The sequence below is a fragment of the Campylobacter sp. CFSAN093249 genome (assembly GCF_011067895.1).
GTDB lineage: Bacteria > Campylobacterota > Campylobacteria > Campylobacterales > Campylobacteraceae > Campylobacter_D > Campylobacter_D jejuni.
Window position 1 is genome coordinate 153552 of sequence record NZ_JAAMWM010000004.1, and the last position, 23806, is coordinate 177357.

Annotated in this window: 25 protein-coding genes and 2 tRNA genes; 8 read left to right on the forward strand and 19 right to left on the reverse strand. The window is 30.7% G+C overall.

Going from position 1 to position 23806, the window contains the following annotated elements:
- The first annotated feature begins 52 nt into the window (after positions 1-52).
- The 3 genes from tatB to queA are packed head-to-tail and all read left to right on the forward strand — an operon-like array spanning position 53 to position 2219.
- The gene (gene tatB / locus FBF10_RS03080) at positions 53-460 is read left to right on the forward strand and encodes a Sec-independent protein translocase protein TatB (RefSeq protein WP_002859951.1); all 408 of its coding nucleotides are present in this window, start codon (positions 53-55) and stop codon (positions 458-460) included.
- Positions 461-1198, forward strand: a complete 738-nt coding sequence (gene tatC, locus FBF10_RS03085; protein ID WP_002852171.1) for a twin-arginine translocase subunit TatC — start codon at positions 461-463, stop codon at positions 1196-1198.
- Positions 1191-2219 (forward strand): tRNA preQ1(34) S-adenosylmethionine ribosyltransferase-isomerase QueA, encoded by a 1029-nt coding sequence (queA, locus tag FBF10_RS03090; RefSeq protein WP_002870115.1) that lies wholly within the window; start codon positions 1191-1193, stop codon positions 2217-2219. Before tatC ends, queA begins: the two co-directional genes overlap by 8 nt.
- Here the strand turns inward: queA and lpxD are convergent.
- Genes lpxD through FBF10_RS03115 form a run of 5 tightly spaced genes read right to left on the reverse strand, consistent with a single transcriptional unit; the run spans position 2208 to position 6823 of the window.
- Positions 2208-3173 (reverse strand): UDP-3-O-(3-hydroxymyristoyl)glucosamine N-acyltransferase, encoded by a 966-nt coding sequence (gene lpxD / locus FBF10_RS03095; RefSeq protein ID WP_002852180.1) that lies wholly within the window; start codon positions 3171-3173, stop codon positions 2208-2210. The genes queA and lpxD overlap by 12 nt on opposite strands.
- Positions 3170-3634, reverse strand: a complete 465-nt coding sequence (ilvN, locus tag FBF10_RS03100; protein ID WP_002852211.1) for an acetolactate synthase small subunit — start codon at positions 3632-3634, stop codon at positions 3170-3172. Before ilvN ends, lpxD begins: the two co-directional genes overlap by 4 nt.
- Positions 3631-5331, reverse strand: a complete 1701-nt coding sequence (locus FBF10_RS03105) for an acetolactate synthase large subunit (RefSeq protein ID WP_002887659.1) — start codon at positions 5329-5331, stop codon at positions 3631-3633. Before FBF10_RS03105 ends, ilvN begins: the two co-directional genes overlap by 4 nt.
- Positions 5332-5348: 17 nt before the next feature.
- A complete protein-coding gene (locus FBF10_RS03110) occupies positions 5349-5792 on the reverse strand; it encodes a GatB/YqeY domain-containing protein (RefSeq protein WP_002852081.1) in 444 nt (147 codons plus the stop codon).
- 11 nt (positions 5793-5803) lie between these two features.
- Positions 5804-6823 carry a bifunctional 3,4-dihydroxy-2-butanone 4-phosphate synthase/GTP cyclohydrolase II gene (locus tag FBF10_RS03115; protein WP_002852104.1) on the reverse strand — a complete coding sequence of 340 codons (1020 nt, stop codon included), beginning with the start codon at positions 6821-6823 and terminating at the stop codon, positions 5804-5806.
- 92 nt (positions 6824-6915) lie between these two features.
- Between FBF10_RS03115 and FBF10_RS03120 the strand changes: the two genes are divergently transcribed.
- Positions 6916-6990, forward strand: a tRNA-Gln gene (locus FBF10_RS03120).
- A 34-nt stretch (positions 6991-7024) separates the two neighbouring features.
- Positions 7025-7100, forward strand: a tRNA-Met gene (locus FBF10_RS03125).
- Between the two features lie 21 nt (positions 7101-7121).
- On the opposite strand, the gene FBF10_RS03130 is transcribed toward FBF10_RS03125, so the two are convergent.
- From FBF10_RS03130 to FBF10_RS03170, 9 genes are all read right to left on the reverse strand, one after another.
- Positions 7122-7994, reverse strand: coding sequence for a YafY family protein (locus FBF10_RS03130; RefSeq protein WP_002887660.1), 873 nt, complete (start codon positions 7992-7994; stop codon positions 7122-7124).
- A complete protein-coding gene (locus FBF10_RS03135) occupies positions 7991-9058 on the reverse strand; it encodes an HP0729 family protein (RefSeq protein ID WP_002887661.1) in 1068 nt (355 codons plus the stop codon). Before FBF10_RS03135 ends, FBF10_RS03130 begins: the two co-directional genes overlap by 4 nt.
- Positions 9059-9066: 8 nt before the next feature.
- A complete protein-coding gene (locus FBF10_RS03140; protein ID WP_002866447.1) occupies positions 9067-9372 on the reverse strand; it encodes a hypothetical protein in 306 nt (101 codons plus the stop codon).
- 6 nt (positions 9373-9378) lie between these two features.
- Positions 9379-9843: a hypothetical protein gene (locus tag FBF10_RS03145; RefSeq protein ID WP_002869110.1), complete on the reverse strand. Its 465-nt coding sequence runs from the start codon at positions 9841-9843 to the stop codon at positions 9379-9381.
- A gap of 3 nt (positions 9844-9846) precedes the next feature.
- Positions 9847-10629 carry a hypothetical protein gene (locus FBF10_RS03150; RefSeq protein WP_002854816.1) on the reverse strand — a complete coding sequence of 261 codons (783 nt, stop codon included), beginning with the start codon at positions 10627-10629 and terminating at the stop codon, positions 9847-9849.
- Positions 10629-12311, reverse strand: a complete 1683-nt coding sequence (locus FBF10_RS08770) for a hypothetical protein (RefSeq protein WP_002884498.1) — start codon at positions 12309-12311, stop codon at positions 10629-10631. The genes FBF10_RS03150 and FBF10_RS08770 overlap by 1 nt, the downstream gene beginning before the upstream one ends.
- Before the next feature lie 75 nt (positions 12312-12386).
- Positions 12387-12593, reverse strand: coding sequence for a hypothetical protein (locus FBF10_RS03160; RefSeq protein ID WP_002887663.1), 207 nt, complete (start codon positions 12591-12593; stop codon positions 12387-12389).
- On the reverse strand, positions 12584-13186 hold the full coding sequence (locus tag FBF10_RS03165) for a hypothetical protein (protein ID WP_079263711.1): 603 nt from the start codon (positions 13184-13186) through the stop codon (positions 12584-12586). Before FBF10_RS03165 ends, FBF10_RS03160 begins: the two co-directional genes overlap by 10 nt.
- A gap of 62 nt (positions 13187-13248) precedes the next feature.
- Entirely contained in the window at positions 13249-14625 is a 1377-nt protein-coding gene (locus FBF10_RS03170) for a replicative DNA helicase (RefSeq protein ID WP_002887667.1), read from the reverse strand.
- A gap of 153 nt (positions 14626-14778) precedes the next feature.
- Between FBF10_RS03170 and FBF10_RS03175 the strand changes: the two genes are divergently transcribed.
- Positions 14779-15708 carry a DUF2860 domain-containing protein gene (locus FBF10_RS03175; RefSeq protein ID WP_002859085.1) on the forward strand — a complete coding sequence of 310 codons (930 nt, stop codon included), beginning with the start codon at positions 14779-14781 and terminating at the stop codon, positions 15706-15708.
- A gap of 48 nt (positions 15709-15756) precedes the next feature.
- Here the strand turns inward: FBF10_RS03175 and FBF10_RS03180 are convergent, their stop codons facing one another.
- Positions 15757-17085, reverse strand: coding sequence for an MATE family efflux transporter (locus FBF10_RS03180; protein WP_002887668.1), 1329 nt, complete (start codon positions 17083-17085; stop codon positions 15757-15759).
- A gap of 180 nt (positions 17086-17265) precedes the next feature.
- Entirely contained in the window at positions 17266-18201 is a 936-nt protein-coding gene (locus FBF10_RS03185) for an NAD(P)-binding domain-containing protein (RefSeq protein ID WP_002859083.1), read from the reverse strand.
- A 70-nt stretch (positions 18202-18271) separates the two neighbouring features.
- On the opposite strand from FBF10_RS03185, the gene FBF10_RS03190 reads away from it, so the two are divergent.
- Together FBF10_RS03190 and FBF10_RS03195 are read left to right on the forward strand one after the other, a co-directional pair.
- Positions 18272-19504: a glutamate-5-semialdehyde dehydrogenase gene (locus FBF10_RS03190; RefSeq protein ID WP_002887669.1), complete on the forward strand. Its 1233-nt coding sequence runs from the start codon at positions 18272-18274 to the stop codon at positions 19502-19504.
- Positions 19501-20586, forward strand: coding sequence for an FUSC family protein (locus FBF10_RS03195; RefSeq protein ID WP_002859081.1), 1086 nt, complete (start codon positions 19501-19503; stop codon positions 20584-20586). Before FBF10_RS03190 ends, FBF10_RS03195 begins: the two co-directional genes overlap by 4 nt.
- Here FBF10_RS03195 and FBF10_RS03200 read toward each other — a convergent pair.
- From FBF10_RS03200 to FBF10_RS03210, 3 genes are all read right to left on the reverse strand, one after another.
- Positions 20583-21380 (reverse strand): amidohydrolase, encoded by a 798-nt coding sequence (locus FBF10_RS03200; protein WP_002887670.1) that lies wholly within the window; start codon positions 21378-21380, stop codon positions 20583-20585. The genes FBF10_RS03195 and FBF10_RS03200 overlap by 4 nt on opposite strands.
- Before the next feature lie 10 nt (positions 21381-21390).
- Positions 21391-22683 (reverse strand): SLC13 family permease, encoded by a 1293-nt coding sequence (locus tag FBF10_RS03205; RefSeq protein WP_079460007.1) that lies wholly within the window; start codon positions 22681-22683, stop codon positions 21391-21393.
- 118 nt (positions 22684-22801) lie between these two features.
- Positions 22802-23806, reverse strand: a complete 1005-nt coding sequence (locus tag FBF10_RS03210) for a DUF2891 domain-containing protein (protein WP_002858603.1) — start codon at positions 23804-23806, stop codon at positions 22802-22804.

Consider the following 23806-nt stretch of genomic DNA (forward strand, 5'->3'; position numbering starts at 1 on the left):
GTTTTTTAAGTAAAATATTTATTTAAAATATCAAATCAAAGAGTAATGATTAATGAGTTTTGGTGAAATTATAGTTATTTTAGTTGTAGCGATTTTAGTCTTAGGACCTGATAAACTTCCAGAAGCTATAGTACAAATAGCAAAAATTCTAAAGGCTGTAAAACGCAACATAGATGATGCAAAATCAAGCATAGAAAAAGAAATACGCATCAATGACTTAAAAGAAGAAGCTAAGAAATACAAAGATGAATTTTCAAGCACTAATGAAAATATACGCAAAAAACTCAGCTTTGAAGAATTTGATGACCTTAAGAGAGATATTTTAGATAAAACAAAGGTAGATTTAACCTTTGATAGCAGAGATGATAAAGTAAAAAATAACCTTAGCGGACAAAATTTAAATACAGAAGAAAAACCAAATCTTACCAGATTAGAAACACAAGATAAAACGGAAAAATAAATGTTTGAAGAATTAAGACCTCATTTAATAGAACTTAGAAAACGCCTTTTTATAAGCGTTGCTTGCATTGTAGTTATGTTTATTGTATGTTTTGCCTTGCGTAGCTATATCTTAGATATTCTAAAAGCTCCACTTATAGCTGTTTTACCCGAAGTAGCCAAACATGTGAATGTAATTGAAGTACAAGAAGCCTTATTTACCGCAATGAAGGTTAGTTTTTTTGCAGCCTTTATCTTTTCTCTACCTGTAATTTTTTGGCAATTTTGGAAATTTGTAGCTCCAGGACTTTATGATAATGAAAAACGCCTTGTAGTGCCTTTTGTTAGCTTTGCAAGCATTATGTTTGCCTTTGGGGCTTGTTTTTGCTATTTTGTTGTAGTGCCTTTGGCTTTTAAATTTTTGATTAATTTTGGTTTAAATGAAGATTTTAATCCTGTGATTACCATAGGAACTTATGTAGATTTTTTTACCAAAGTTGTTGTGGCTTTTGGCTTAGCTTTTGAAATGCCTGTAATTGCCTTTTTCTTTGCTAAAATCGGACTTATAGATGATAGTTTTTTAAAACGCCATTTTCGCATAGCTGTTTTAGTTATTTTTGTTTTTTCAGCCTTTATGACTCCACCTGATGTTTTATCTCAATTTTTAATGGCAGGACCACTTTGCGGACTTTATGGACTTTCTATTTTAATTGTTCAAAAGGTAAATCCTGCTCCAAAAGATAAAGAAAGCGATGAATAAAGACCTACTTCTTTCAAGCTATGATTACACTCTAGCTAATGAACTCATAGCCAACTATCCTACAAATCCAAAAGAAGATGCTAGGCTTTTGGTTTTTGATCGCAAAAACAAAGAAATTTTTCATACTACTTTTAAAAATTTACAAGACTTTTTACCCAACTGCGCGATTTTTTTCAATGATACCAAAGTTATTAAAGCAAGAATTTATGGCAATAAAGCAAGCGGAGGAAAAATAGAGCTTTTCTTGCATCAACCTTTTTTAAATTCTCACGATCCGCTTTTTCTAGCTCAAATTAAAGGGCGTGTTAAAAAAGATGAAATCTTATATTTTAAAGATGATTTAAAAGTACGCGTTGTAGAACTTTTAAATGATGGTCTTCGAAAAGTTCAATTTTTTCAAAATGATAAAACCTTAGACACCTCAAATCTTTACAACCTGCTTGACAAGATAGGACATATACCCTTGCCTCCTTATATTAAAAGGGAGGATGAAAAAAGTGATTTGAAAGATTATCAAAGTATCTTTGCAAAAAATTTAGGTGCAGTGGCTGCTCCGACTGCAAGTTTACATTTTAGTGAGACTATGCTTGAAAATTTAAGAAAAAAACACGAAATTTATCATTTAACCTTACATGTAGGAGCTGGAACCTTTAAAAGCGTGGAATGCGAAAATATACAAGAGCATAAAATGCATAGCGAATTTTTTAATATTCCGCAGCAAGCATGTGAAATTATAGATTCTAAACAAGCTATTTTAGGCGTAGGAACAACGGTAACAAGAACCATAGAATATTATGCAAGAACTAAAACAAAAAATGGTTTTTGTGATCTTTTTTTACACCCGCAAAATCCACCTATAAGACAAAATCATCTTTTAACCAATTTTCATTTACCAAAATCTACTCTTATCATGCTAGTTTCAGCTTTTATCGGTAGAGAACAGTGTTTAAAACTTTATGAACTCGCCATAAAAGAAAAATATCGCTTTTACTCTTATGGCGATGCGATGTTAATCTTGTGATTTTTCTTTAAAATTTATTGCTATTTTAGCTTGAAGTTTTAGCCAATCTTTTTGAAGCATGATAGGAAAACCTCCATAAACACGCCCGCCTTCTAAATTTTTACTCACACCGCCTCTTGCAGCTATAGTACTAAAATCGCCTATTTTTAAATGTCCACTCGTTGCACTTTGACCACCCATAATAACATTGCGTCCTAACTCACTTGAACCTGAAATTCCAGTTTGTGCCACAATGATACAATTTTGACCTATATTGCAATTATGTCCGATTTGAACTAGATTGTCTACCTTAGTACCTGCTTTGATAATAGTACTATCAAAAACTGCTCTATCTATAGTTGTACAAGCCCCCACTTCTACAAAATCTTCTAAAACCACATTGCCATTATGATAAATTTTATAATGTTCGCCGTTTTTATTGTGCGCATAACCAAAGCCATCGCTTCCTATTACACAATTAGCAAGCAGATGACATTTTTTACCGATTTTAGTATCATTATAAATCACTACATTAGGATGAATAATACTCTCATCACCAATGCTGACATTATCGCCTATATAAGCTCCTGCCATAATGATTACATTTTCACCGATATTTACATTATCACCTATATAAACATTAGGCATGATTCTTGCGCTTTTTGCGATATTTTGTACTTTTTCTTTAGCTGTGCTTATCAAAGGTTTAGCAAAAAGCTTGCTTAAAAAAGCAAAACTCAAATGTGGACTTTGAGTAATCAAAGCTTTAGTATCTTTAGGTACTAAATTTTCATATTCTTTAGATACTAAAATAGCAGCAGCTCCTGTGTGAGGTATATCTTTGGTATTTTTCTCACCATCACAATAAGTAAGCTCTGTAAAATTTGCTTTCAATAAAGAATTTAAAGCACTGATTTCTATATCCTCGCCTTTATATTCCAAGCTTAAAAATTCTGCTATTTCACTTAATTTCATTTAATCTCCATCAAAACAGATCCACTGCGAACTATATCACTAGGATTATATTTTTTAATTGTTTTTAAAAAATTATCAATGCGATTTGCATCATCAGCAACCATTAAAAATAAAAAATTCTCATTGCTATTTGCAATAGTACCATTATAAGCTTTCAAAACGGCATCAAGTCCACCTAAATTTTCATTTAAAGGAATTTTCACCAAAGCCATTTCTTTGTCAATAAATTCTTCACTTTCTATCACTTTATAAGTAGGAATGAGCTTATGAAGTTGTTTGACTATCTGCTCAAAAGTTCTTTCATTTCCTGAAGTGACTATATTAATACGAGAAAATTCTTTATTTTCCAAAGGTGCTACTGTAAGCGAGTCAATATTATAACCTCTTCCTGAAAAAAGTCCTACTATACGAGATAAAACCCCATGCTCATTTAAAACAATTACCGATAAAACCCTTCTCATTGTCTATCCTTTGCCTTTGGTAAAATCATATTATAAATCGCACCTCCTGCAGGCACCATAGGTAAAACATCTTCAAAGCGATCAATTTTTACATTTAAAAGAGAGGTTTTATCACTTTTTAAAGCTTGGCTAAAAGCTTGGATAAATTCTTCTTTGTTTGAAATTTCATAACCTTCACAACCAAAACCTTGAGCTATTTTGATAAAATCAGGCTGAGTGCTTAAATCAGTTTGTGAAAAATGCTCTTTATAAAACATACTTTGCCATTGTCTTACCATACCTAAAAAGGCATTATTTAAAATAATATTTATAGTTTTTATACCATACTCATAAGCAGTCATAAGCTCTTGGATATTCATTAAAACCGATCCATCGCCTACGAAATTAATCACCACTTCTTCACCCACAGCAAGCTTTGCACCCAAAGCAGCAGGTAAAGAATATCCCATAGTTCCTTGCCCTCCGCTTGTTGCAAGTTGTCTTGGATAATTAAAAGGATAAAACTGTGCCACCCACATTTGATGCTGACCCACATCAGTAATAATCCTTGCATCTGGAGCCATTTTCGCACATTCTTCAATCACCCATTGCGGTTTTAAAATCTCATTGCTATCTTCATAAGAAAGCGGATAAAGTTCATTATAACGCTTTAAAGTTTCGTGCCATTCTTTAAAAGTTGTGTTGAAATTTTCCTTTTTAAGCTCTTCTAAAAGCTCTTTAAGAACTTCTTTAATATCTCCTACTATAGGATAATGCGCATTGATAATCTTTGAAATAGAACTAGGATCAATATCAACATGAACTATAGTCGCATGTTTAGCAAATTCACTTGTTTTTCCTGTAATCCTATCATCAAATCTCGCTCCTACACTCACAAGCAAATCGCACTCACTTAAAGCCATATTAGCAGCATAGCTTCCATGCATGCCTGCCATTTTAAGATTAAAAACATCATCACTTCTTAAAGTTCCAAGCGCCATCAAAGTTTCAACTGCTGGAATTTTTGTAAATTTTATAAGCTCTCTGATTTGCTCGCTTGCATTAGAACTGATGCAACCTCCACCTAAGTAAAACAAAGGTCTTTTTGCTTCTTTTAAAAGCTCTGCAAATTTTTTAATTTGCTTTGAGTTACCCTTATAAACGGGCTTATAAGTCTTCATGGAAATTTCTTTAGAGTATTCCCAAAGTCCCAAAGTTGCACTTACGTCTTTTGGCACATCTATATGCACAGGCCCAGGTCTACCACTTCTTGCTATATAAAAAGCCTCTTTTAAAATGCGTGGAAACTCTTCTATACAAGTAACTAAATAATTATGCTTTACACAAGGTCTTGAAATGCCTACTGCATCAATTTCTTGAAAAGCATCTGTACCAATAAGAGAATTTGCCACCTGCCCTGAAATCAACACCAAAGGGATAGAATCGCTATAAGCCGTAGCTAGACCTGTAATAGTATTTGTAAAACCTGGTCCGCTTGTAACTATAGCTACGCCCACTTCTCCGCTCATTCTTGCGTAAGCATCAGCAGCATGCAAAGCCGCTTGTTCATGACGCACTAAAATATGTTTAAAATACTTTTGATTGTAAATTTCATCATAAATATTAAGCGCAGCGCCTCCAGGATAACCAAAAACAATTTTAACATTTTCTTCTTTTAAAGCCTCGCAAATCATTGCCGAACCGCTTAACTCTTTCATAATAACACTCCAAAAAATTATTGTAAAAGCTCTTTAAGTGCTAAATTAAGTCTTTTGCCATCAACACTCGCACCTAATTTTATTTTAGCTTCTTTCATTACCAAACCTTGTTCTTTTAGTGAACTTACGCCCAATTCTTCTATAAGTTGTTTTAAGGCTAAAGTTAACTCCTCATCACTTAGTTGTTTAGGCAGATAAATTTCAAAAAGACTTATTTCATTTTGTTCTTTTTGTGCTAAATCTTCACGATTTGCCTTAAGATAAAGTTCGATTGCGTCTTTGCGTTTTTTGATTTCACTTGCAATGATTTTATAAATTCTTTCATTATCCAACTCTATTCTTTCATCCACTTCTATTTGCTTAAAAGCTGCATTTAGAGTTCTTAAACTATCTCTTTTAAAATCATCTTTTTGTTTCATTGCCTCTTTGATATCGTTTAAAATTTGTTCTTTTAAAGTCATTTTTTTCCTTTTTAGTTAAAATTACAAGCTTTAAGATTTAAACCAAAACCTTCTAAACCTATATAGTCTTTATCACAACTTTGAGATAAAAGTTTAATTTCTTCTATACCAAAATATCTTAAAATCTGTGCTCCTATACCATAGTTTTTGTATTGAGTAGTACTGGATTTTTCTCCTTGCATGAAAACTATAACGCCACCATTTTCACTAAGAAATTTGATTTGCTCTAAAAGTTTTGAAAATTTATCTGAAGTTAAAAGCTCAAAATCACTACCACTGATATGAAATTTAACATTTTCACATTTTTTGATATCTTTAAAGCAAAAAGCTATGTGTTGGGTTTGATTATGATCACTAAAGATAAATTTTTCTGCTTTAAAGCCTGCTAAAACACTTTGACTTTTTTCTTCAAGCTTAATAAGGCTTTCATGTTTTAGGCGATATTCTATAAGATCGCTTACGGCTATCATATTTAAATCATGTTTTTGGCAAAAAATTTCTAGATCTTCTCTTCTTGCCATATCTCCATTATCTTTTACAATTTCACAAATCACACAAGCACCTTTTAATCCTGCTAATTTACAAAGATCAACCGTGCCTTCTGTATGACCTGTGCGTTCTAAAACCCCACCTTTTTTTGCGATTAAAGGATTGATATGCCCTGGTCTTACAAAATCACTCGCCTTAGCATTATCATCGGCAAAAATTTGTATAGTCATATTTCTTTCATAGGCGCTAACTCCCGTTGTAGCATCTTTTGCATCTACGGTTATAGTAAAAGCAGTTTCGTGGTTTGAAGTATTTTTAGGCACCATTAAAGGAAGTTCAAATTTTTTTGCCAAAGTTTCATCTAAGGCTACACAAACCACACCACGAGCTTCTTTTATCATGAAATTTACTTTTTCTTGAGTGCTAAATTGCGCAGGAAAGATTAAATCGCCTTCATTTTCTCTATCTTCTGCATCTACCATAACAAGCATTTTTCCTGCTTGTAAATCCTTAATCGCTTGTTCTACGCTAACAAATTTCATTTTTATTTCCTTAAAATTTTTAAAATTATAACTTAAATTGCTTGACAAATAAATTAAAATTCATTATAATCACACTTTTAAAAAATATTTATTGGGGTATCGCCAAGCGGTAAGGCAACAGGTTTTGGTCCTGTCATTCAGGGGTTCGAATCCCTTTACCCCATCCACTTCTTATTTTATATTTCAAAGTATCTTATATGCCGCGAAGTAGAGCAGTGGTTAGCTCGTCGGGCTCATAACCCGAAGGTCGGGAGTTCAAATCTCCCCTTCGCAACCAGTTATGGATTTAAAATAAATTTTATTTAGATAGATTGTTTAAATAACTTTTTAAAATATTCTCCAGCTGTGTTTTCAGTTCTATAGGAGCTAGAATTTTTATATAAGGAATCCACTGCTTAACCAAATGCAAAATTTCATCTTCATAGGAAACTTGAGTGCTTAAAGTATAGCTTGTTTCATCTTCATCAATGATTTGATAATTGCTTAGTATTTCTTTTCTAAAAAAATATTCCTTAGCATTTTTATCAAGTTTTAAAATCACTTCTTTGCTTTCTCCAAGCCAGATATTAGGATCATTTTGGATTTGTTCCTCAAGTTTTTCATTGGGAATAAAATTTTCATTTTTAGTGCGAAGTTTTGAAATTTTATCTAAATTAAAATGTTTTAATTTATCGTTTTCATCCCCTAAAAGATACCAAATTCCCTTGTAATTTACGAGTTTGTAAGGTTTGATTTGGCGTTCTTTTTCCTTATAGAAAAAATTTAATACATTGTGTTTGAGTATAGCCACACCAAGATCTTTAAAAAGCTCATAATCCACCTTTTGAAAACCTTCATTTTTTACCATCAAAACTTTATTTACCCTATGGCTTAAAAGATCAACTATAAAGCCTTGATCGAGTTTTGGATAAAGCTCAGCAATGCCACTTAAGGTGGCGAAATTCTGTATATCTTTAAAGCTTAATTTTCCCAAAGCAAAGCTTTCTAAAACATATCTTCCATTTTCTTTTTTAATAGGCATAAAAGTAAGTCTTTCGTTAAGATCCCTTTGTATGGTTCTTGTATCGACATTAAACTCTTGTGCAAGCTCTTGGGCGCTTAGACTTTCCCCATTGTTAAATTTTGATAAAATCTGCACCAAGCGTATGCTTAATTTGTCGTATTCTTTCATGAAATTTCCTTGTGAGTTAAAATGCTTTTTAACAAACTTACGCCTTCTATGCCTAAAATTTCATTTCTAAGTTTTTTGACTTCATTTAAACTTGGGGCTTTTGCATGAACGGCTTCATTGCGGATTTCTTGAATGAGAGTAAGACTTTTTGAAAAAGGATAATTGATAAATTGAGTTAAACTTTTTCCTAAATGACATTGGATATTTTCATGTCTGAGTAGAAATTTAATACTTCCAAGATTGGGTTTTTGGGTAAAAAAATCTTTAAGTATAAAAGATTTGCCTTGGACATTATAAGCTAAATCATAAAGGCTAGGATCTTTCATACAAGCTTTTAAAAGAACTTTTTTGGCAAAAGCGTAAATTTCATATTCTAAGGTTTTGGAGTATTTGACTACAATACTTGTAAAATCATTTAAAAGATCGTTTTCGCTTTGTAAAAGTTCTAATTCTGCATGAATGATATTGCTTATGCTATCAGGGTGCAAGAGATAAAAAATCCTTTTGCCAAAAACAAAGCGTATGAAATTTTCTTGCATGGCTAGGTATTCTTTGCTTTTATACACGCTTAGATAATGCTTTTCATCTCCTAAAAAATAAGAACACTCTTCTTTTAATCTCACAGGCAAAGGATAGGTGTAATTATTGCCATAAATGGCATAGGTGTGATCGTTTGGGGTGATGAAATTGGCTAAAAATTTATCTCTTAAAAGACTAAAATCTTCCCTGACTAATTCTCTTAAATCACTGATGATAAAAAAGTCTTCCACTTCTAAATTTTTTTCTTTATAATAACTAGGAATCAAACTTTCATCGACATTTTTAGAAATTTTTACCACTTTAGCGACAAATAAATTAGCATAATCGCTTAAAAAAAGTTGCAAGAAATTTTCTTCATTTGTATTTTGGTAAATTTCTTCTAAGGAATTTTGCTTTTCTTGATCGTTGAGTTTTGATTTGATTTTGCCAAAGGCAACTTGGGATTTTTCTTGTAAAATGCTTAAATGTTGCTTGATGACATCTTCTTGATAATAGGGATTATAAAGGATTAAAAGGTGGTTCATGTTTTGCCTTATTTTAGGATTTCTTTGAGATTTTGCTTGATTTCATTAGGATTTTGCTCGTATTCTTGTATGAGATCTTTTAAAATTTCAAACAACTCGTTAAAATCCTGCGGATGTTCTTTTTTAAAATTTACTATCAAATCCAAAGTTTTGCAAATACTACTTGCTTGATCTTTGCTGTCATTAAAAGCATTTTTTATATCCAAAACCATACTAATAATACGAGCACTTTGCATAGGGCTTGAAATGCGTTTAAATAAAAATCCTTTAAACGCATTTGCAAGGCTAAGAGATGAGAAAATCTTAGAAAACATCTGTCTTTATACTGTTTCTTTGCAATCTAGACAAATTTTTTGCCCGTTTTCGTCATATTTCCAATTGTGTCTTGTTTGTCCCAATCTTTCATGTCCGCATAAATTACATTTTTCGTGCATTCTGCATTTTGCATCTTTTTTGATTTCATAATAATTATGAAAATTATCAAACACTTGAATAGAACAAAGAGTACATCGTCTATATCCATAACAATTATCAGGATTTAATATTTCAGGAGCTTCAAAATCATGTTGATTTTTTGTAAGATATTTTCCGCAATCAGGGCAAATTTTGGAAAAAAAACATTTTGGTTTATCTTTTTCATTTTGATATTCACCCGCGTGCCAACCAATCCCACATTTTACTTCCATTCCAATATCTTTAACAACTTCAGCAGTCTTAATAGTTTTGTCTTTAATTGCTTCTGAAGCATTTACCGCCTTATCTTTTAAAGAACTTAAAAAATTCATAAATTAACGCCCTATAAAATATAATACAATCGACGCAACAGAAACTATCAAAGCTAAAATTGAAATGCTATTTGTAAAAACATTTTTTCTTTTATTTAAAATATCTTTCAGTTCATTGATTTTACATTCTTGCTCTTGAACAATTTTGTCATTATAATTTTTATATTGTATAAATTCTTGATAATGTTTTTCTATGAGTTTATATTGCTCATCATCAATTTGATTTTTTTTATCTAATTCTACTTGGATATTATTTATCGTATCTTTGTGTTTTTCATGATCTTCTATAAAACTCAGTGTGAACTTTTGTATTTGTTGAAATTGTTCTTTAGCGGCTTTAGATAAACGAATTACCTTGCCATCGCTCTTTACAAAACCTTGCGCAATAATAAGAGATAAAGCTTGATTCATACGCGTAGCAATACAAAAACTGGAAGTAAAAAATATTACAACTTCTTTTAGAATTGTTGTCATTTGATTCATTGATTCATTCTGTAACTCTGCTACTTCAAGGATCATATTGGATTTAATTTCTTTTTTTTCTTCTGATGTTTCTCCAAGCCAACGTCCAAAAATTGGTATATAAGTTTGCCAATCACTATCTGTATTAAGATTTTTGGCTTTTTGTGTTCTATCTTTTGCTTTATCAGCATTCTCTGCTGCTGTTTCAATAGCTATAGCTATTTCACTGATTTTTTTATTAATAAATTTTTGAATATATTCTTCATCAAGGTTTTCAATATTTTGCAAAAAATCTTGATCTTTTTGTGTGATAAGTTCTAGCATCAGTTCTCCTTAGTTTGATTAAGTTTTTTGTATAATTTTTTAGTGATATTACAATTTTCAAATTCTTCAATTGCTGTTTCTACTTCTTGAGAACTTTGCTCTCTCATTTGGTTATCTTTTTTGATTTGTTGTATAGTTGCTAAAGTTTCGTTTTTTACAATATGATAAGCATCATTCAATGCAAACCAAGTTTTGGCAATTTTGTATTGTACTATCAAATTTTTTTGAGTTACAATTTGTATTTGTAAATTGCCAATTTTGGAATTGCTTCTCCACTTATCCATATAAAAAATAGCTATAGTGCTCAATACAGCACCACCAGCCGCTGAAATACATAAAGAAAGGGCATCCCCTATTGTTTCATCGGTAAAAGGGATAGGTAGTGACAAAAATACATTAAATCCAGGTATTGACAGCAGAAACTTGTGGATCATTTCACTTCCTAACATTGAAATTGCAGAAATCATCCCGCTAACAAAAATTTTCGATGCTTCAAAGTAAATTTCATCTTTTGGTATATTTTTAGGTGGATTAATAATGATTTTTACAGCTTGATATAGAGAAGTAAAGCCTGCACGTATGATTTGCACTATTTTTTTTAAAGTTGTAAAAATAGTGTTAATAATAAAAACCAACAAATTAGAAAAAAATGCTTGAATTCCTGCTTCTAAAGAACCTTTGAATATATCCTTCCATTTTGCCTTTATCTTTTCCCAAACTTTTTCCATTCTGCGTGCAAATCGTTTAAAAATTTCTTTAATATTTTCTTTTCCAAACTCTCTAAAGGTGGTTTTTAATTCAATAACAACAGCTTCAATAAAATCTTTTAAGACAACTCCAAAGGCAGAATAAACAAAGATTTTCATTGAATCTTTAGCACCTGTACTTAAAACTTCATTAGAATATTTGACAATTTTTTCTTTTATAACTTTCTTTTTTAGGTTTGATTTGGCTGTATTGTAAATTTTTTCAGCTTTTTTTTCATCGATTCCATATTTTTCAAAATTGGTTTTTCCTGTTTTTGGATCAATTTCTTTACCCCACTCCATAAGATCTCTATCACCTTTAGAAGCATTAGCACTTGCATCAAGCCACTTAAGATTGTCAGGGTGATTTGCTATTTCTGCCCTAATTGCATCATCCAAAAATAAATGCATATTAGGATCTCTATCAATTTCCTTTAAAGAAATAACATGATCTAGTTGCGCTTTATTCTTTCCAGCACCCCTTTCCATTTCTTCACCTGTGTATTCACTACGTACAATTTTTGGAGAATTATCTCTTATATTATCTTTTATTTTATCATAGTTTGAATCTCGTTTATAGCCTTGTTGATACTTTGTAAGCTTTTGTAAATCTTCTTCTGTTGCTACAATACCTTTTTCAAAGTTATGTAGTGTTGTTACATTCCCACCATCTTTTGCATTTAAGATCGTTGAAGCGAGTCCAAAATGCCCTGTCACAGCATCCATAGCATTTTTAGTGCATTGTTCAAAAAGTGTTTGGGTTTGCTGTTCGGGTAATTTTTCCATTAAATCTTCAAGTTCTTTAAGTGAATTTTCCAAACCTTTATCAATTTCTATTCTTAGACATTCTTTTTTAGATAAATTTTCCAACTCTTTTTCTAAATCCGCATAATTGGCTTTTAAATCCAATTCTTCTAAATGTATATAATTATTCATATTTTAATAATTCCTTGTTTTTAATTTTTGTATTTTATCAAATCCCCCCCCCCAGTCAAGGGGGAAGTGAAATTTTTAAGTTTTACACCATAGCACTAGCGCTAAAATTGTGATTAAATATATAGCACAAAATATTATATTATAAGGATAAGGTTGCATAGAAAGAAAAATAAGTATCGCTATGCCAACAAAAACCATAAACGCTATAAAATACAAACCACACATCAACACTATGGCAACAAAGCCAGCTATAAGGCTTAAAATTCCAAGTATTATTCCCATTGTTTATCCCACATAGGAGAACTCCACACAGAAGGAAAAATATACTGAGGAAAAGTTTGAAATTTTGTTTGCAAATAAAATCTCTGTGTTTTTCTCTCCATACTTTCACTTATCATTTTTACAACCGCTAAGTCATTTTTTTCGCTTTGTGTTTCCAAAAAAGCACTCAAGCATTTAAATTTTTTAGCATAGTCGATCACTTTTATCATTTGATCTTTATAAGACGACAAAAGAAATTCTGTTTTGTGATTATTTTTAGAGGTAAAATTTTGCTCAAATTCTAAAAATTCCTTAGAATTAAAATATTTTGAAAAGCCGCTATAACACTCCATGCATTCACAAAGAAATTCTTGAATTTGATTTTTCTTTTGTTCGACTTCAAGCTCTCTTTTGAGTTTATATTCTTCGGTGTTGATTACATCCTTACAGCTTGGAACAATAGCATGTGTATCAAATTTTCTTTCTGGCTTGGATAATTTTTCGTATAATTTTTTTATGCCATATCCTGTAGCTGTAAGAGCTATACTACCAAATGCGATTTGTTTTAACATTTTCTCTCCTTGTTTTAAAATAACAAAGAAAGTATAAAACACCCTTGCGACAGGTTGTGTCGTAAAAAATAACTTTAAAATATTAAAAACTTATTTTATTAAAGCTAGCCTGTAAATTCAGTAGTTTCATAGCCTATAGGTTTATCTACAAAACAAGATTTTTCTTTTAAAAATACAACTTCTATAGTTCCAACAGGTCCATTTCTATTTTTTCCAACAATAATTTCAGCATTTTCTTGCATAGGATTTGGTATAAAAAGCCTTTGATAAGCTTTGCCTTCAGCTTTAGCTTTATTCTCTCTTTCTTTTTCTTCTTGTTCTCTATAAACCTCATCGCGATATACAAACAAAATAGCATCCGCATCTTGCTCTATAGCTCCACTTTCTCGCAAATCACTCATCAAAGGACGCTTATTTGCCCTTTGCTCTAAGCCACGATTAAGTTGTGAAAGTGCGATAATAGGCATATCAAGCTCCCTAGCCAAAAGCTTAAGTCCTCTTGAAATTTCACTAACTTGCAAATGTCTATCATTAAAATTTGAATTACTCATCATAAGCCCTATATAGTCAATCACACAAAGTCCTATACTTTCATCTTGAGATTTTAAACGCCTTAAAATAGCCCTTACATCAGCAATAGTTGCATAACCACTATCGTAAATATATAATTTCTTTTGACTATAATCATTACAAGCATCTCCTAAACGCTCCCATTCATCATCATTTAAATCTGCAGTTAAAATTTTTTGCAAAGGAATGGAAGTTTTGGAAGATAGCATTCTTTGCATGATTTGAGTTGCAGGCATTTCAAGAGAAAACAAAGCCACGCCTTTTTTTTGTCTTAAAATCTTGTCAATGAAATTTAAACAAAGAGTTGTCTTTCCCATACCTGGGCGCGCAGCGATTATTATAAGTTCACCCCCTTTAAAACCTTTTGTCATTTTATTTAGACCTTCAAAACCTGTATCAAGCCCTATAATACCTTTATTTTCTAAAGTTTTTTGCTTTTTAAATTCTTCAAAAAGTTCTGATATTACCATATCAACATCTTTAATATCTCTAGAATTCACACGATTTGTAATGCTAAAAATTTCTTTACCAATTTCATCTGCGATTTCACTTACAGCACGATCTTCATTGATACGAGTTGGCAAAAGATGTGCAAAACTCAAGAGTTGTCTTTTTACGGACTTTTCGTGAAGTTCATTTACATAAGCAGGCAAATCTATCATAGAAGGAGTGGCAAGAATTTCTGCTAAAATTTGCTCATCTATTTTTTTATGTTTTCTTAAAAAACTTACAGAAATGGGCTCTTTGTTATTACTACAAGCTATAACCGCTTTAAAAATATCTTGGTGAGCTTTAAGACTAAAATCTTTTGGGCTAATATCACCTGCTATACTAGCATAAGCTTCTTCACTCATGATACAACTGCTTAAAATAGCTCGTTCTAAATCCAAGTCATAATACTCTTGCTGCACTAAATTTCCTTATAAATATAAATTAATTCTAAAAATTCTATCTAAAAAAACTTAAATTATAAAACTTAATTTTTTTATAAATATTTAATGTAATATTAGTTACAATTATAAATGTAATTTAATTACAAACAACAAACATTTCAAGGAGAACATTTGAAAAAATATTTATTTTCCTGTGTTTTAGCCTCCATTTTAACCCAATCAGCTACGGCTGTAGAATTTCAAGAAGGTTTTAGTGGAAATTTAAGCATAGGTGTGGGTGCAAGGGATATTAAAAGTAATATTTCAACCTTGGCAAACAGTGATTATCTAAGCAGTCACAATGCTGATAATTCAGACTCCTCTTTCATTCCTTTTATCGGTGCAGAACTTTACTATGGTAATCTTATAGATAATGATAGAATTTTTATTAAAAACTACAATGGAAGAGATATCAGCGGTATAGCTTTAGGCTACGAAAGAGCTTATTTAGAGCGTTTTAGCACTTCTTTTTCTGTAATTTCCTCTTTAAGAGAAAAAGCTTATGCAAATCCTTATGTAATAGGAAATAGAGAAGAAACTGATGTTGATAGATATGGTTTTAAAATCTCTCAACTTTATGAAAGTGATTTTGGGAAATTTACCACTTCATATTTATTTAGCAAAAACAAATATGATAAAGACACTATCGCACAAAGCTCTTTAAAAAGGGAGGGATATTATCACGAAATTGAATTAAACTATAATTATAGCTTATTAAACCTAGGACTAAATTATGATTACAATGATGCAGACGGAAAAGCTCAAAGCTATTCAAGATATGGTTTTAGTATAGGAACAAATTTGGCTTTTGCTAATGATTACATCTTCACTCCAAATTTAAATCTTAGCAAATATGAAGCAGTAGGAACTGATCCTATCTTCCACAAAAAACAAGATGGTAATATAGTTAAGCTTAATCTAAAAGTTGTTAAAAATCAATTTTTGGGTTATAACGGACTTTATGGTTTTGCAAATTATGGCATAGAAAAAAGAAATAGCGATATAGGATTTTATGATGAAACCTATCAAATTGTCCTAACTGGTATAGGATATAAATTCTAAAAAATTATAAAAAAGCTCCTTTGATAAAATTTAAAAAAGATCTATCTCCTATAAAGATAGATCTTTAAAAATTCTTTTAAGAAAAATCCAAGCTAAAATCAAAACACAAAATTCAGCAAAAAATGGACTTAGCCATACTCCATTTAAACCCATAAAACAAGATAAAAACAAAAGAAAAAACAAAGGTATAAATAAATTTTGCGCCAAACTTAAAACCAAAGAAAAGCTTGCCTTATTAAAAGCTGTCAAAAAAGAACCACTTAGAACATTAAACCATGCAAAAAAATAATTAAAAGCAAAAAGCATCAAAGCTGTATAAGCAAAAGTTTTAAATTCTTGATTGTTTTCTTTTGTAAAAAGCGTGATTAAATTTTCTCCAAATATCAATATAAGCACTATAGAGAATAAAGATAAAAATCCCCCTGCAAAAAATACCACTTTTACAATAGCTTTGATTCTTGAAAAATCTTTTTTAGCATAGTTGTAACTAAGCGCAGGCTGCATTGCATCACCCATAGCAATAATAAGCATTATAATAAAACTATCAATATATAAAACTATAGAAAAGGCTGCCACGGCTTGAGTATCAGAAATTTTTAATAAAACAAAATTTGCAAAAATACTATATAAAGATCCTGAAATATTGCCAAAAAACTCACTGCTTCCGTTATAAAGAATATTTTTAAAAATTTTTAAATTCATGTATAGGCTTGAAATTTTAAGCTCTAAATTTTGAAACAAGAAAGGAAAAATTCCAAAAATACCACCTAAAACAAGCCCCAAACAAGTTGCAAGAGCAGCTGAAAATAAGCCCCAACCCAACTCGACTATAAAAATATAATCAAGCACTATATTGCTTAATGCTATAATCACATTCATTACCATACTATAAGCAGTTTTTCCGCAAATTCTTAAATAATTATCCAAAGCAAAAGAAAGCATAGTAAAGGGCGCAAACAAAGCAAAAACAAACATACATTCTTTAGCCATCGTTTTAATCTCATCGCTAACATTTAAACAATCAATCAAAACAGGTCCTAAAAAATACTCTAAAATTCCGATAAAACAAGAGATTATAAAGATAATCAACATACTTGAGCTAAATATCTTTCTAGCTAAATTCTTCTTGCCTAAACCTAAATGCATAGAAATTTGCACTGCTGATCCTATGGCTATCATATCAGCCAAAGCAAAAGACATCATGATAAAGGGAATAATCAAGGCTAGTGCCGCTAAAGCATCACTTCCTAGATATTTTCCAACAAAAATTCCATCAACTATATAATAAAAAGAAATAAAAGCCATGCTTATAACATTTGGCACGGCACATTTTATAAAAAGCCTAAAAGGGCTTAAGGTGCTAAAAATACTTGACATAATAATCCTTAAAATATTTAAAATTAAAAATATTTTAAACCGCTAATAAAATGCCAAAAGTCCTAGTATGTAAGAATTTAAATAAAGTAATTTCGCAATAAGTTTATTAATATTTATTTTATTTTGCATATAAATTTTCTAGATTAAACTAAAATAAAAATTTAGCCCAAAGGCTAAATTTTAAAGCACAGAAAGAATTTTCACAGCGTCATTTAACCCTGTAACTATACTTGCTCCATTTTTAGTAGCAATATCTCCTGCTACAAAGATGCCTTTAACATTGCTTTGTTTGTTTTTATCCATTAAAGGCACGCCTTTATCATCAACATTAATCCCACATTTTTGTAAAAAATCAAGTGGAGTAGAACCACCAATAGCATAAATGATTCTATCATAAATATCGCTTGTACCATCGGTAAAATTTACTTTAGCTTTGCCATTATCATCTTCTACTTCATTAATGTCAATTCCTAATTTTAACTCTACCTTACCCGAATTTCCAGCTTCGTGAATATCTTTAAGATTTATATCATTTAATCTTGTAAATTCTTTTTTACGATAACAAAGGCTAACTTGATTTGAATTTGCCAAATCCACAGCGTATTCTGCTGCTGAATTTCCGCCACCTACAACAAGAATTTTTTCATTTCCCAAAACTGAATTGGCATTAAAATTAATGATTTTTGTTAAAGTCATAGGAAGTTTGTAATCAGGTTTATTAGGTTTACCCATTCTACCTATAGCAACAATAATGTTTTTACACTCATAAACACCTTTAGCTGTACTTACTAAAAAAACTCCATTTTCATTTTTAACGCTCTCAACTTCAGAACCAAATTCAACTTCTATATTGTGCTCTTTTAAAGCGTTTTGAAAAGTTTCTATAGTGCTTTCTTTGGTGCCATCTTCAAAAGGAACATGTCCGTGATTGGTTCCTTCGCATCCCTTATAAGCTTTATCTACTCTTTTGCCATCCTTATAAAATTGCATTAAAGTTTGACAAATGTTATTTGATTTTTCTAGTATCAAAACTTCTTTGTTTTTAAGCTTGGCTTCAACTGCACAGCCTATCCCTGTTGGACCTGCACCTACTACAATTAAATCTATTTTTTTCATTTATATTTACCTTTCAATTCTAAATTTTTTTGTATAATTTATCAAGTTTTTTGTAAATAAAGGATTAAAAATGCGAAATTTGCTTGAAAATATTAAGAAAAATTCTCAAAAACTACTTAACTTAACGCCCAAAGATAAAGAAAAAATTATTCTAAAATTAGCTCAAATTTTAAGAGAAAATTTCAAAATTATCCTAGAAGCAAATAAAAAAGATATGGCAAATTTCACAAAAAGCGGAGCAATGAAAGATAGGCTTTTGTTAGATGAAAAACGTATTTTAGCTCTTTGCGAAGGCCTAGAAAAAATCGCTTACATCGAAGATCCTATAGGCAAAATTTCTAAAGGCTGGAAAAATTATGCGGGTTTAAACATACAAAAAATAAGCATTCCTTTAGGACTCATTTGTGTTATTTACGAAGCAAGGCCTAGTCTTAGCGCTGAAATCGCAGCTTTAATGATAAAAAGTTCCAATGCTTGTGTATTTAAAGGCGGAAGTGAAGCAAAATTTACAAATGAGGCTATATTTACTCTTGTTAATAAAGTACTTAAGGAATTTGATTTGCAAGATTGTTTTGCTATGTTTACCCAAAGAGATGAAATCTTGCAAATTCTAGCCTTTGATGATTTAATCGATGTGATCATACCTCGCGGAAGTTCAAATATGATACAAGAAATTGCAAACAATACCAAAATTCCTCTCATTAAGCAAAATAAAGGCTTGTGTCATGCTTTTGTAGATCAAAGTGCTAACTTAGATATGGCTTTAAAAATAATCCTTAATGCAAAGTGTCAAAGAGTAAGTGTTTGTAACGCTTTAGAAACACTTTTAATCCATGAAAAAATTGCTAAAAATTTTATAAGTCTTTTAATACCTGAATTTGAAAAATTTAAGGTAAAAATTCACGCCCATGAAAATGCTTTGGCTTATTTTAACAACTCAAATTTAGAAATTTTTAAAGCAAATGAAAATACCTTTGATACAGAATGGCTTGATTTTGCTTTAAGTGTAAAATTAGTAAAAGATTGCGATGAAGCTATAGAGCATATCAATAAACACAGCTCCTTGCATTCTGAAACCATTATCTCAAATGATGCTTCAAATATCGCTAAATTTCAACGCCTTATAAACTCATCTTGTATTTATGCTAATGCTTCAACGCGTTTTAGCGATGGAGGAGAATTTGGCTTTGGTGGAGAAGTTGGAATTTCAACCAGCAAATTGCATGCAAGAGGTCCTATGGGGATTGAAGATATTTGCACTTATAAATATATAATCAATGGGGAAGGACAAATTCGAGAGTGAATAAAATAGAAATACTAAAGCAACACTTTAAAGAAATTGCTAAATTAAATTCAAGCGAACAAGTTTGGCAAATGCCTTTTTTTGCGGCTTTAGGCGTAGGTATAGTTTTAGGGCTTAGTGTATTTTTTGGAAAATTAAACTATGGACTCATTGCCATGATAGGAGCTTTGTCTTTTTTATATGTTCCAAACACTCCTTTATATCATAGAATGGCTGTTGTGATGTGCTGTTCTTTTGGCATAGTTTCTAGTTTTTTCTTAGGAATTTTAACTCATTTTTTGCCTGCAATTTTTGCCTTCATCCCTATAGGAATTATGGCCATGGGAAGTTCTATTTTAATTAGATACTATAACATTGGTGCACCTGGATATTTTTTCTTTGTATTTTCTTGTGTTTTAGGAGCCTATTCTCCTTTTGAAGCTAAGGATTTTATCTTTTTAGTAGGTCTTGTTTTTCTTGGAGCAATGGTAGCTAATTTAATGGCTTTGTTATATTCTATCGTTGTGATTTATGGATTTAAAAATGCTTTACCTAGCGAAATTCCACCTAGAGAATACATAGGTTTTGATGCAGTTTTTGTGGATTCTTTGATCATGGGTTCTTTTGTGGCTTTTTCTATATTTATAGGAACTTTTTTAGAACTTGAAAGAAGTTATTGGATAGCCATTTCTTGTACAGCTATTATGCAAGGTGTAACTTTAAATTCTATATGGATTAAACAAATTCAACGCATCATAGGAACGGCCTTAGGAGTATGTTTTGCATGGTGGCTTTTATCTAAACAATTTCACGATATAGAGCTTATTTTACTTATGATGTCTTTGTTTTTTATAGGACAATTTTTAGTCAATCGAAACTATGCTTTAGCTATGATTTTCTTTACTCCTTATGCTACTTATCTTTCGGAAGCAGCTAATTTTATGAGTGAAAATGCAGATAAATTAATACTCGCTCGTTTAATTGATGTTGTAATAGGAAGCATTTTAGGGCTTTTAGGTGGTTTTGTGATTTACAAACCTTATCTAAGAGTGCATTTTGAACGCATTGCAAAATACATCTTTAGGATAAAACAAAAAGCTTAAAAGCCAAATAAAGCACAAGCATTATCCCCTAAAATTTGCTCTTGTTCTTTTTTAGATACGACAACTTCATTAAAAGCTACTAGAGCCGATGAAAAATTAACATTTGATTCAAAATTTGTATGTGGCCAATCGCTTCCAAAAACAAAATTGCTAAGTGGAAAATGTTCTTTTAAAATTTCATATATTTTCTTTGCAAATTTTACAGCTTGTTCATTATTAGCATAATCTATTTTTGCTCTATAAAAACCGCTAATTTTAAAAAATATTCTAGAGTTTTTTAAGCAAATTAAATCCTCTAAATTTGTTAAGTTTGCATTAGCTCTTGCTAAATGATCGATAACAATATTACAACCATAAGGAATTAAATTTTCAACAATATCAACAAGATTATTATCTAAATCTCTTTGAATTTCTATTTGCATTTTAAGCTTACTTAAATTTTCAAAAAATTGAGTCCAAACCATACTTTTAAAATTTGGCAATTCTTTGCCAATTAAATTTAATCTAACTCCACAAGCTTTTCTTTCTTTTAGTTTTTTAAGCTCATCAAATTTAATATTTTCATCAACCACAACTATAGCTTTTATATTTTCATCTTTTTCGATACTCTGAAGTAAAAATTCATTATCAACACCTAAAAAACTTGGCTGAACTAAAATCCCTTTATCAAAATCATAATGATCTAAATTTGCCTTATAATCTTTAAAACTAGCGTCATAATCAGGTTTATATCTTGCATTTGCAACCGTATTTAACTTTTTCAAAAATATATGTGCATGAGTATCAATCTTCATTAAATTATCCTTATAAAATAAAACTCATTATAATAGTGGCTAAAATCGCCGCTATAAATCCTATAGGCACAGCTTTAATAAGTAAATCTTTAAATAATTTTTCCTTATATTTGTCAGGACAAGATCCTAAAATTAGACTTCCTCCAGAAGAAAAAGGAGAAATAGCAGAAGCTTGAGCCCCTACAACAATACAAGAAAAAAGCAATGCCTCGCTTAATCCACTGCTTGCAGCAATGCTTGAAACTATAGGAAAAAGCGCTGGAGTAACCACACCCAAAGTACTTGAAAAAAGCGACATAAAAGCTGCAATAGCACACATTATTAACGGAATAAAAATCACATTGATCTCATTTTCTACAAGATCTGAAAATAATTTTATAACCCCTGCTTCAACTGCTATGCTAATTAACATCCCTACTCCACAAATCATTATCAAGGTTCCCCAAGGAATTAAAGCAACAACTTGTTTCTCATCGGCTAATTTTAAAAATAAAGCAATGGCAACAAAAATCATGGCTATCATGGCTATATCTATTTTTTTATTAAAATAACTAATTGTCTCATTATGTGGAAAAATAATATTTAGCACAGGAAAGATTAAAACAACAACAATCATCATAAACATGAGAATTAAAGTAGTTTTTTGTTTATAATCAAATGGATCAGGTTTTAAAATAACACTAATTTTTATATTATTTTTAAAAGCATTAAACACAAAAAAAGATAATACCACAATAGGCAAGATTATAGTAAAAGCAAAAATAATACTAGAATTTACAAAAGCTTCATTTGCTTCAATGCCTGAATTTTCCATCAATCCTCGAAAAATAATCCCGCTTTGAGAAGTCATAAAATTTGCTCCTCCCAAAGCACCATAATTTATAGCCATAGCTCCAGCAATTTTGCTTAAACCGATTTTATCGCAAAGTAAAAAAGTAAGTGGTGCCATAAAAGCTAAAACTGTATAAAAACCTGCTCCTAAAGCAGCTATAATAGCACTAACCACAAAAATAACAAAAGGAAGCAAATAAGGATGATTAGCAAAACGATACATCAAATGTCCAGCTAATTTTTCAAGAGTTCTATTTACGGTTGCAAAATTATAAAACAATGAGACAGCAAAAATAACAAAAAATATAGAAATAGGCCAAAAAGCTATGATTTTTTTAGGAGCTAAATCCATAAAAAAAGCTCCTATAATATAAGCAAAAATCATAGCAAAAATTCCAACATTATGTCTAGTAATATAGCCCAAAATAATAGCCACTATAATACTAGAGATGATTAAAAAAACCATTATCATCCTTTAAAATATTATAGGGCTTATAATATCAAAAAATATATTTTTCAAAGCATAAAAACAAAATCTAAATTTAAAAAATATCTATTTAGCAACAAATTTACTCATCTTATGAAATTTTTTATAAAATATCCACATCCAGAGCAAGCAAAGCAAAGCTTCCTAGCCAATGCGACCCAAGATAATCATCTTCTATATGAGCTATAGCTTTATCAAAATGCTCTGTAGCATTGTTTCTTAAAAGAATTTTTAAATTTTCATCGCAAAAATTTGAAAGTATTTTAAAACACCAAGCGCGACTTAAATTTAGCCCATCTAGATGTGCTATTTTACCATCGCTCCTATCACTCACACTCACAGGGGTAAATAAAGTTGCAGGCTCTTTTGCTTCTAAATTTGGCAAATATGCTTTAAAAAATTTTACAAAATCATTTTTATGTAAAACAGCACTTAAAAGCACCGCTTCCATCAAAACAGGAGATAAAAACTCGTCTCCACAAGGCTCTAAAGCTTGCATATTTTTATCATTTAAAAACCACTTTTTAGCACTTTGGATGATGCAATACTCCAATTCTTGATCTTTTTTAAATCTTGCATATTCTAAAGCAAAATACAAAGCAAAAGAGCTATTAAAATGGGTTCCAACTCGTATAGGATAATCCATCTTAGGTAAAAACTCCTTAAATTCTTTAACAAAGAAATCAGCTATGCCTTCTAAATTTTTAGCCCAAATTTCAGCTTTGTCATTTTCTTTAGCAAGTAAATTTATCTCCAAAGTCAGTTTTAAAAACCATCCCCATCCATAAGGTCTTTCAAAACCTTTGTGTGCAGGGTTTTGAAGATATTTAAGCTCTCCTTCTGCTTTTTCTTTGCTAAATTGAGAATCTAGAGCTTTGATGATTTCATCCTTTGGAGCAAAATGAGAAAAATCTTTTAAAATTTTCACCAAAAGCCAGTGAGAATGCACGCTAGAATGCCAATCATAAGAACCATAAAATATAGGATACATAAGTTTTGGCGGTTTAATATCATTGATATCATTAAAAGAATGTGTGATTTTATTTGGCAATTCTCTAAAAATATTTTCTAGTGCAATAAAGCTAAATTGTTTTATAAATTTTTCCAT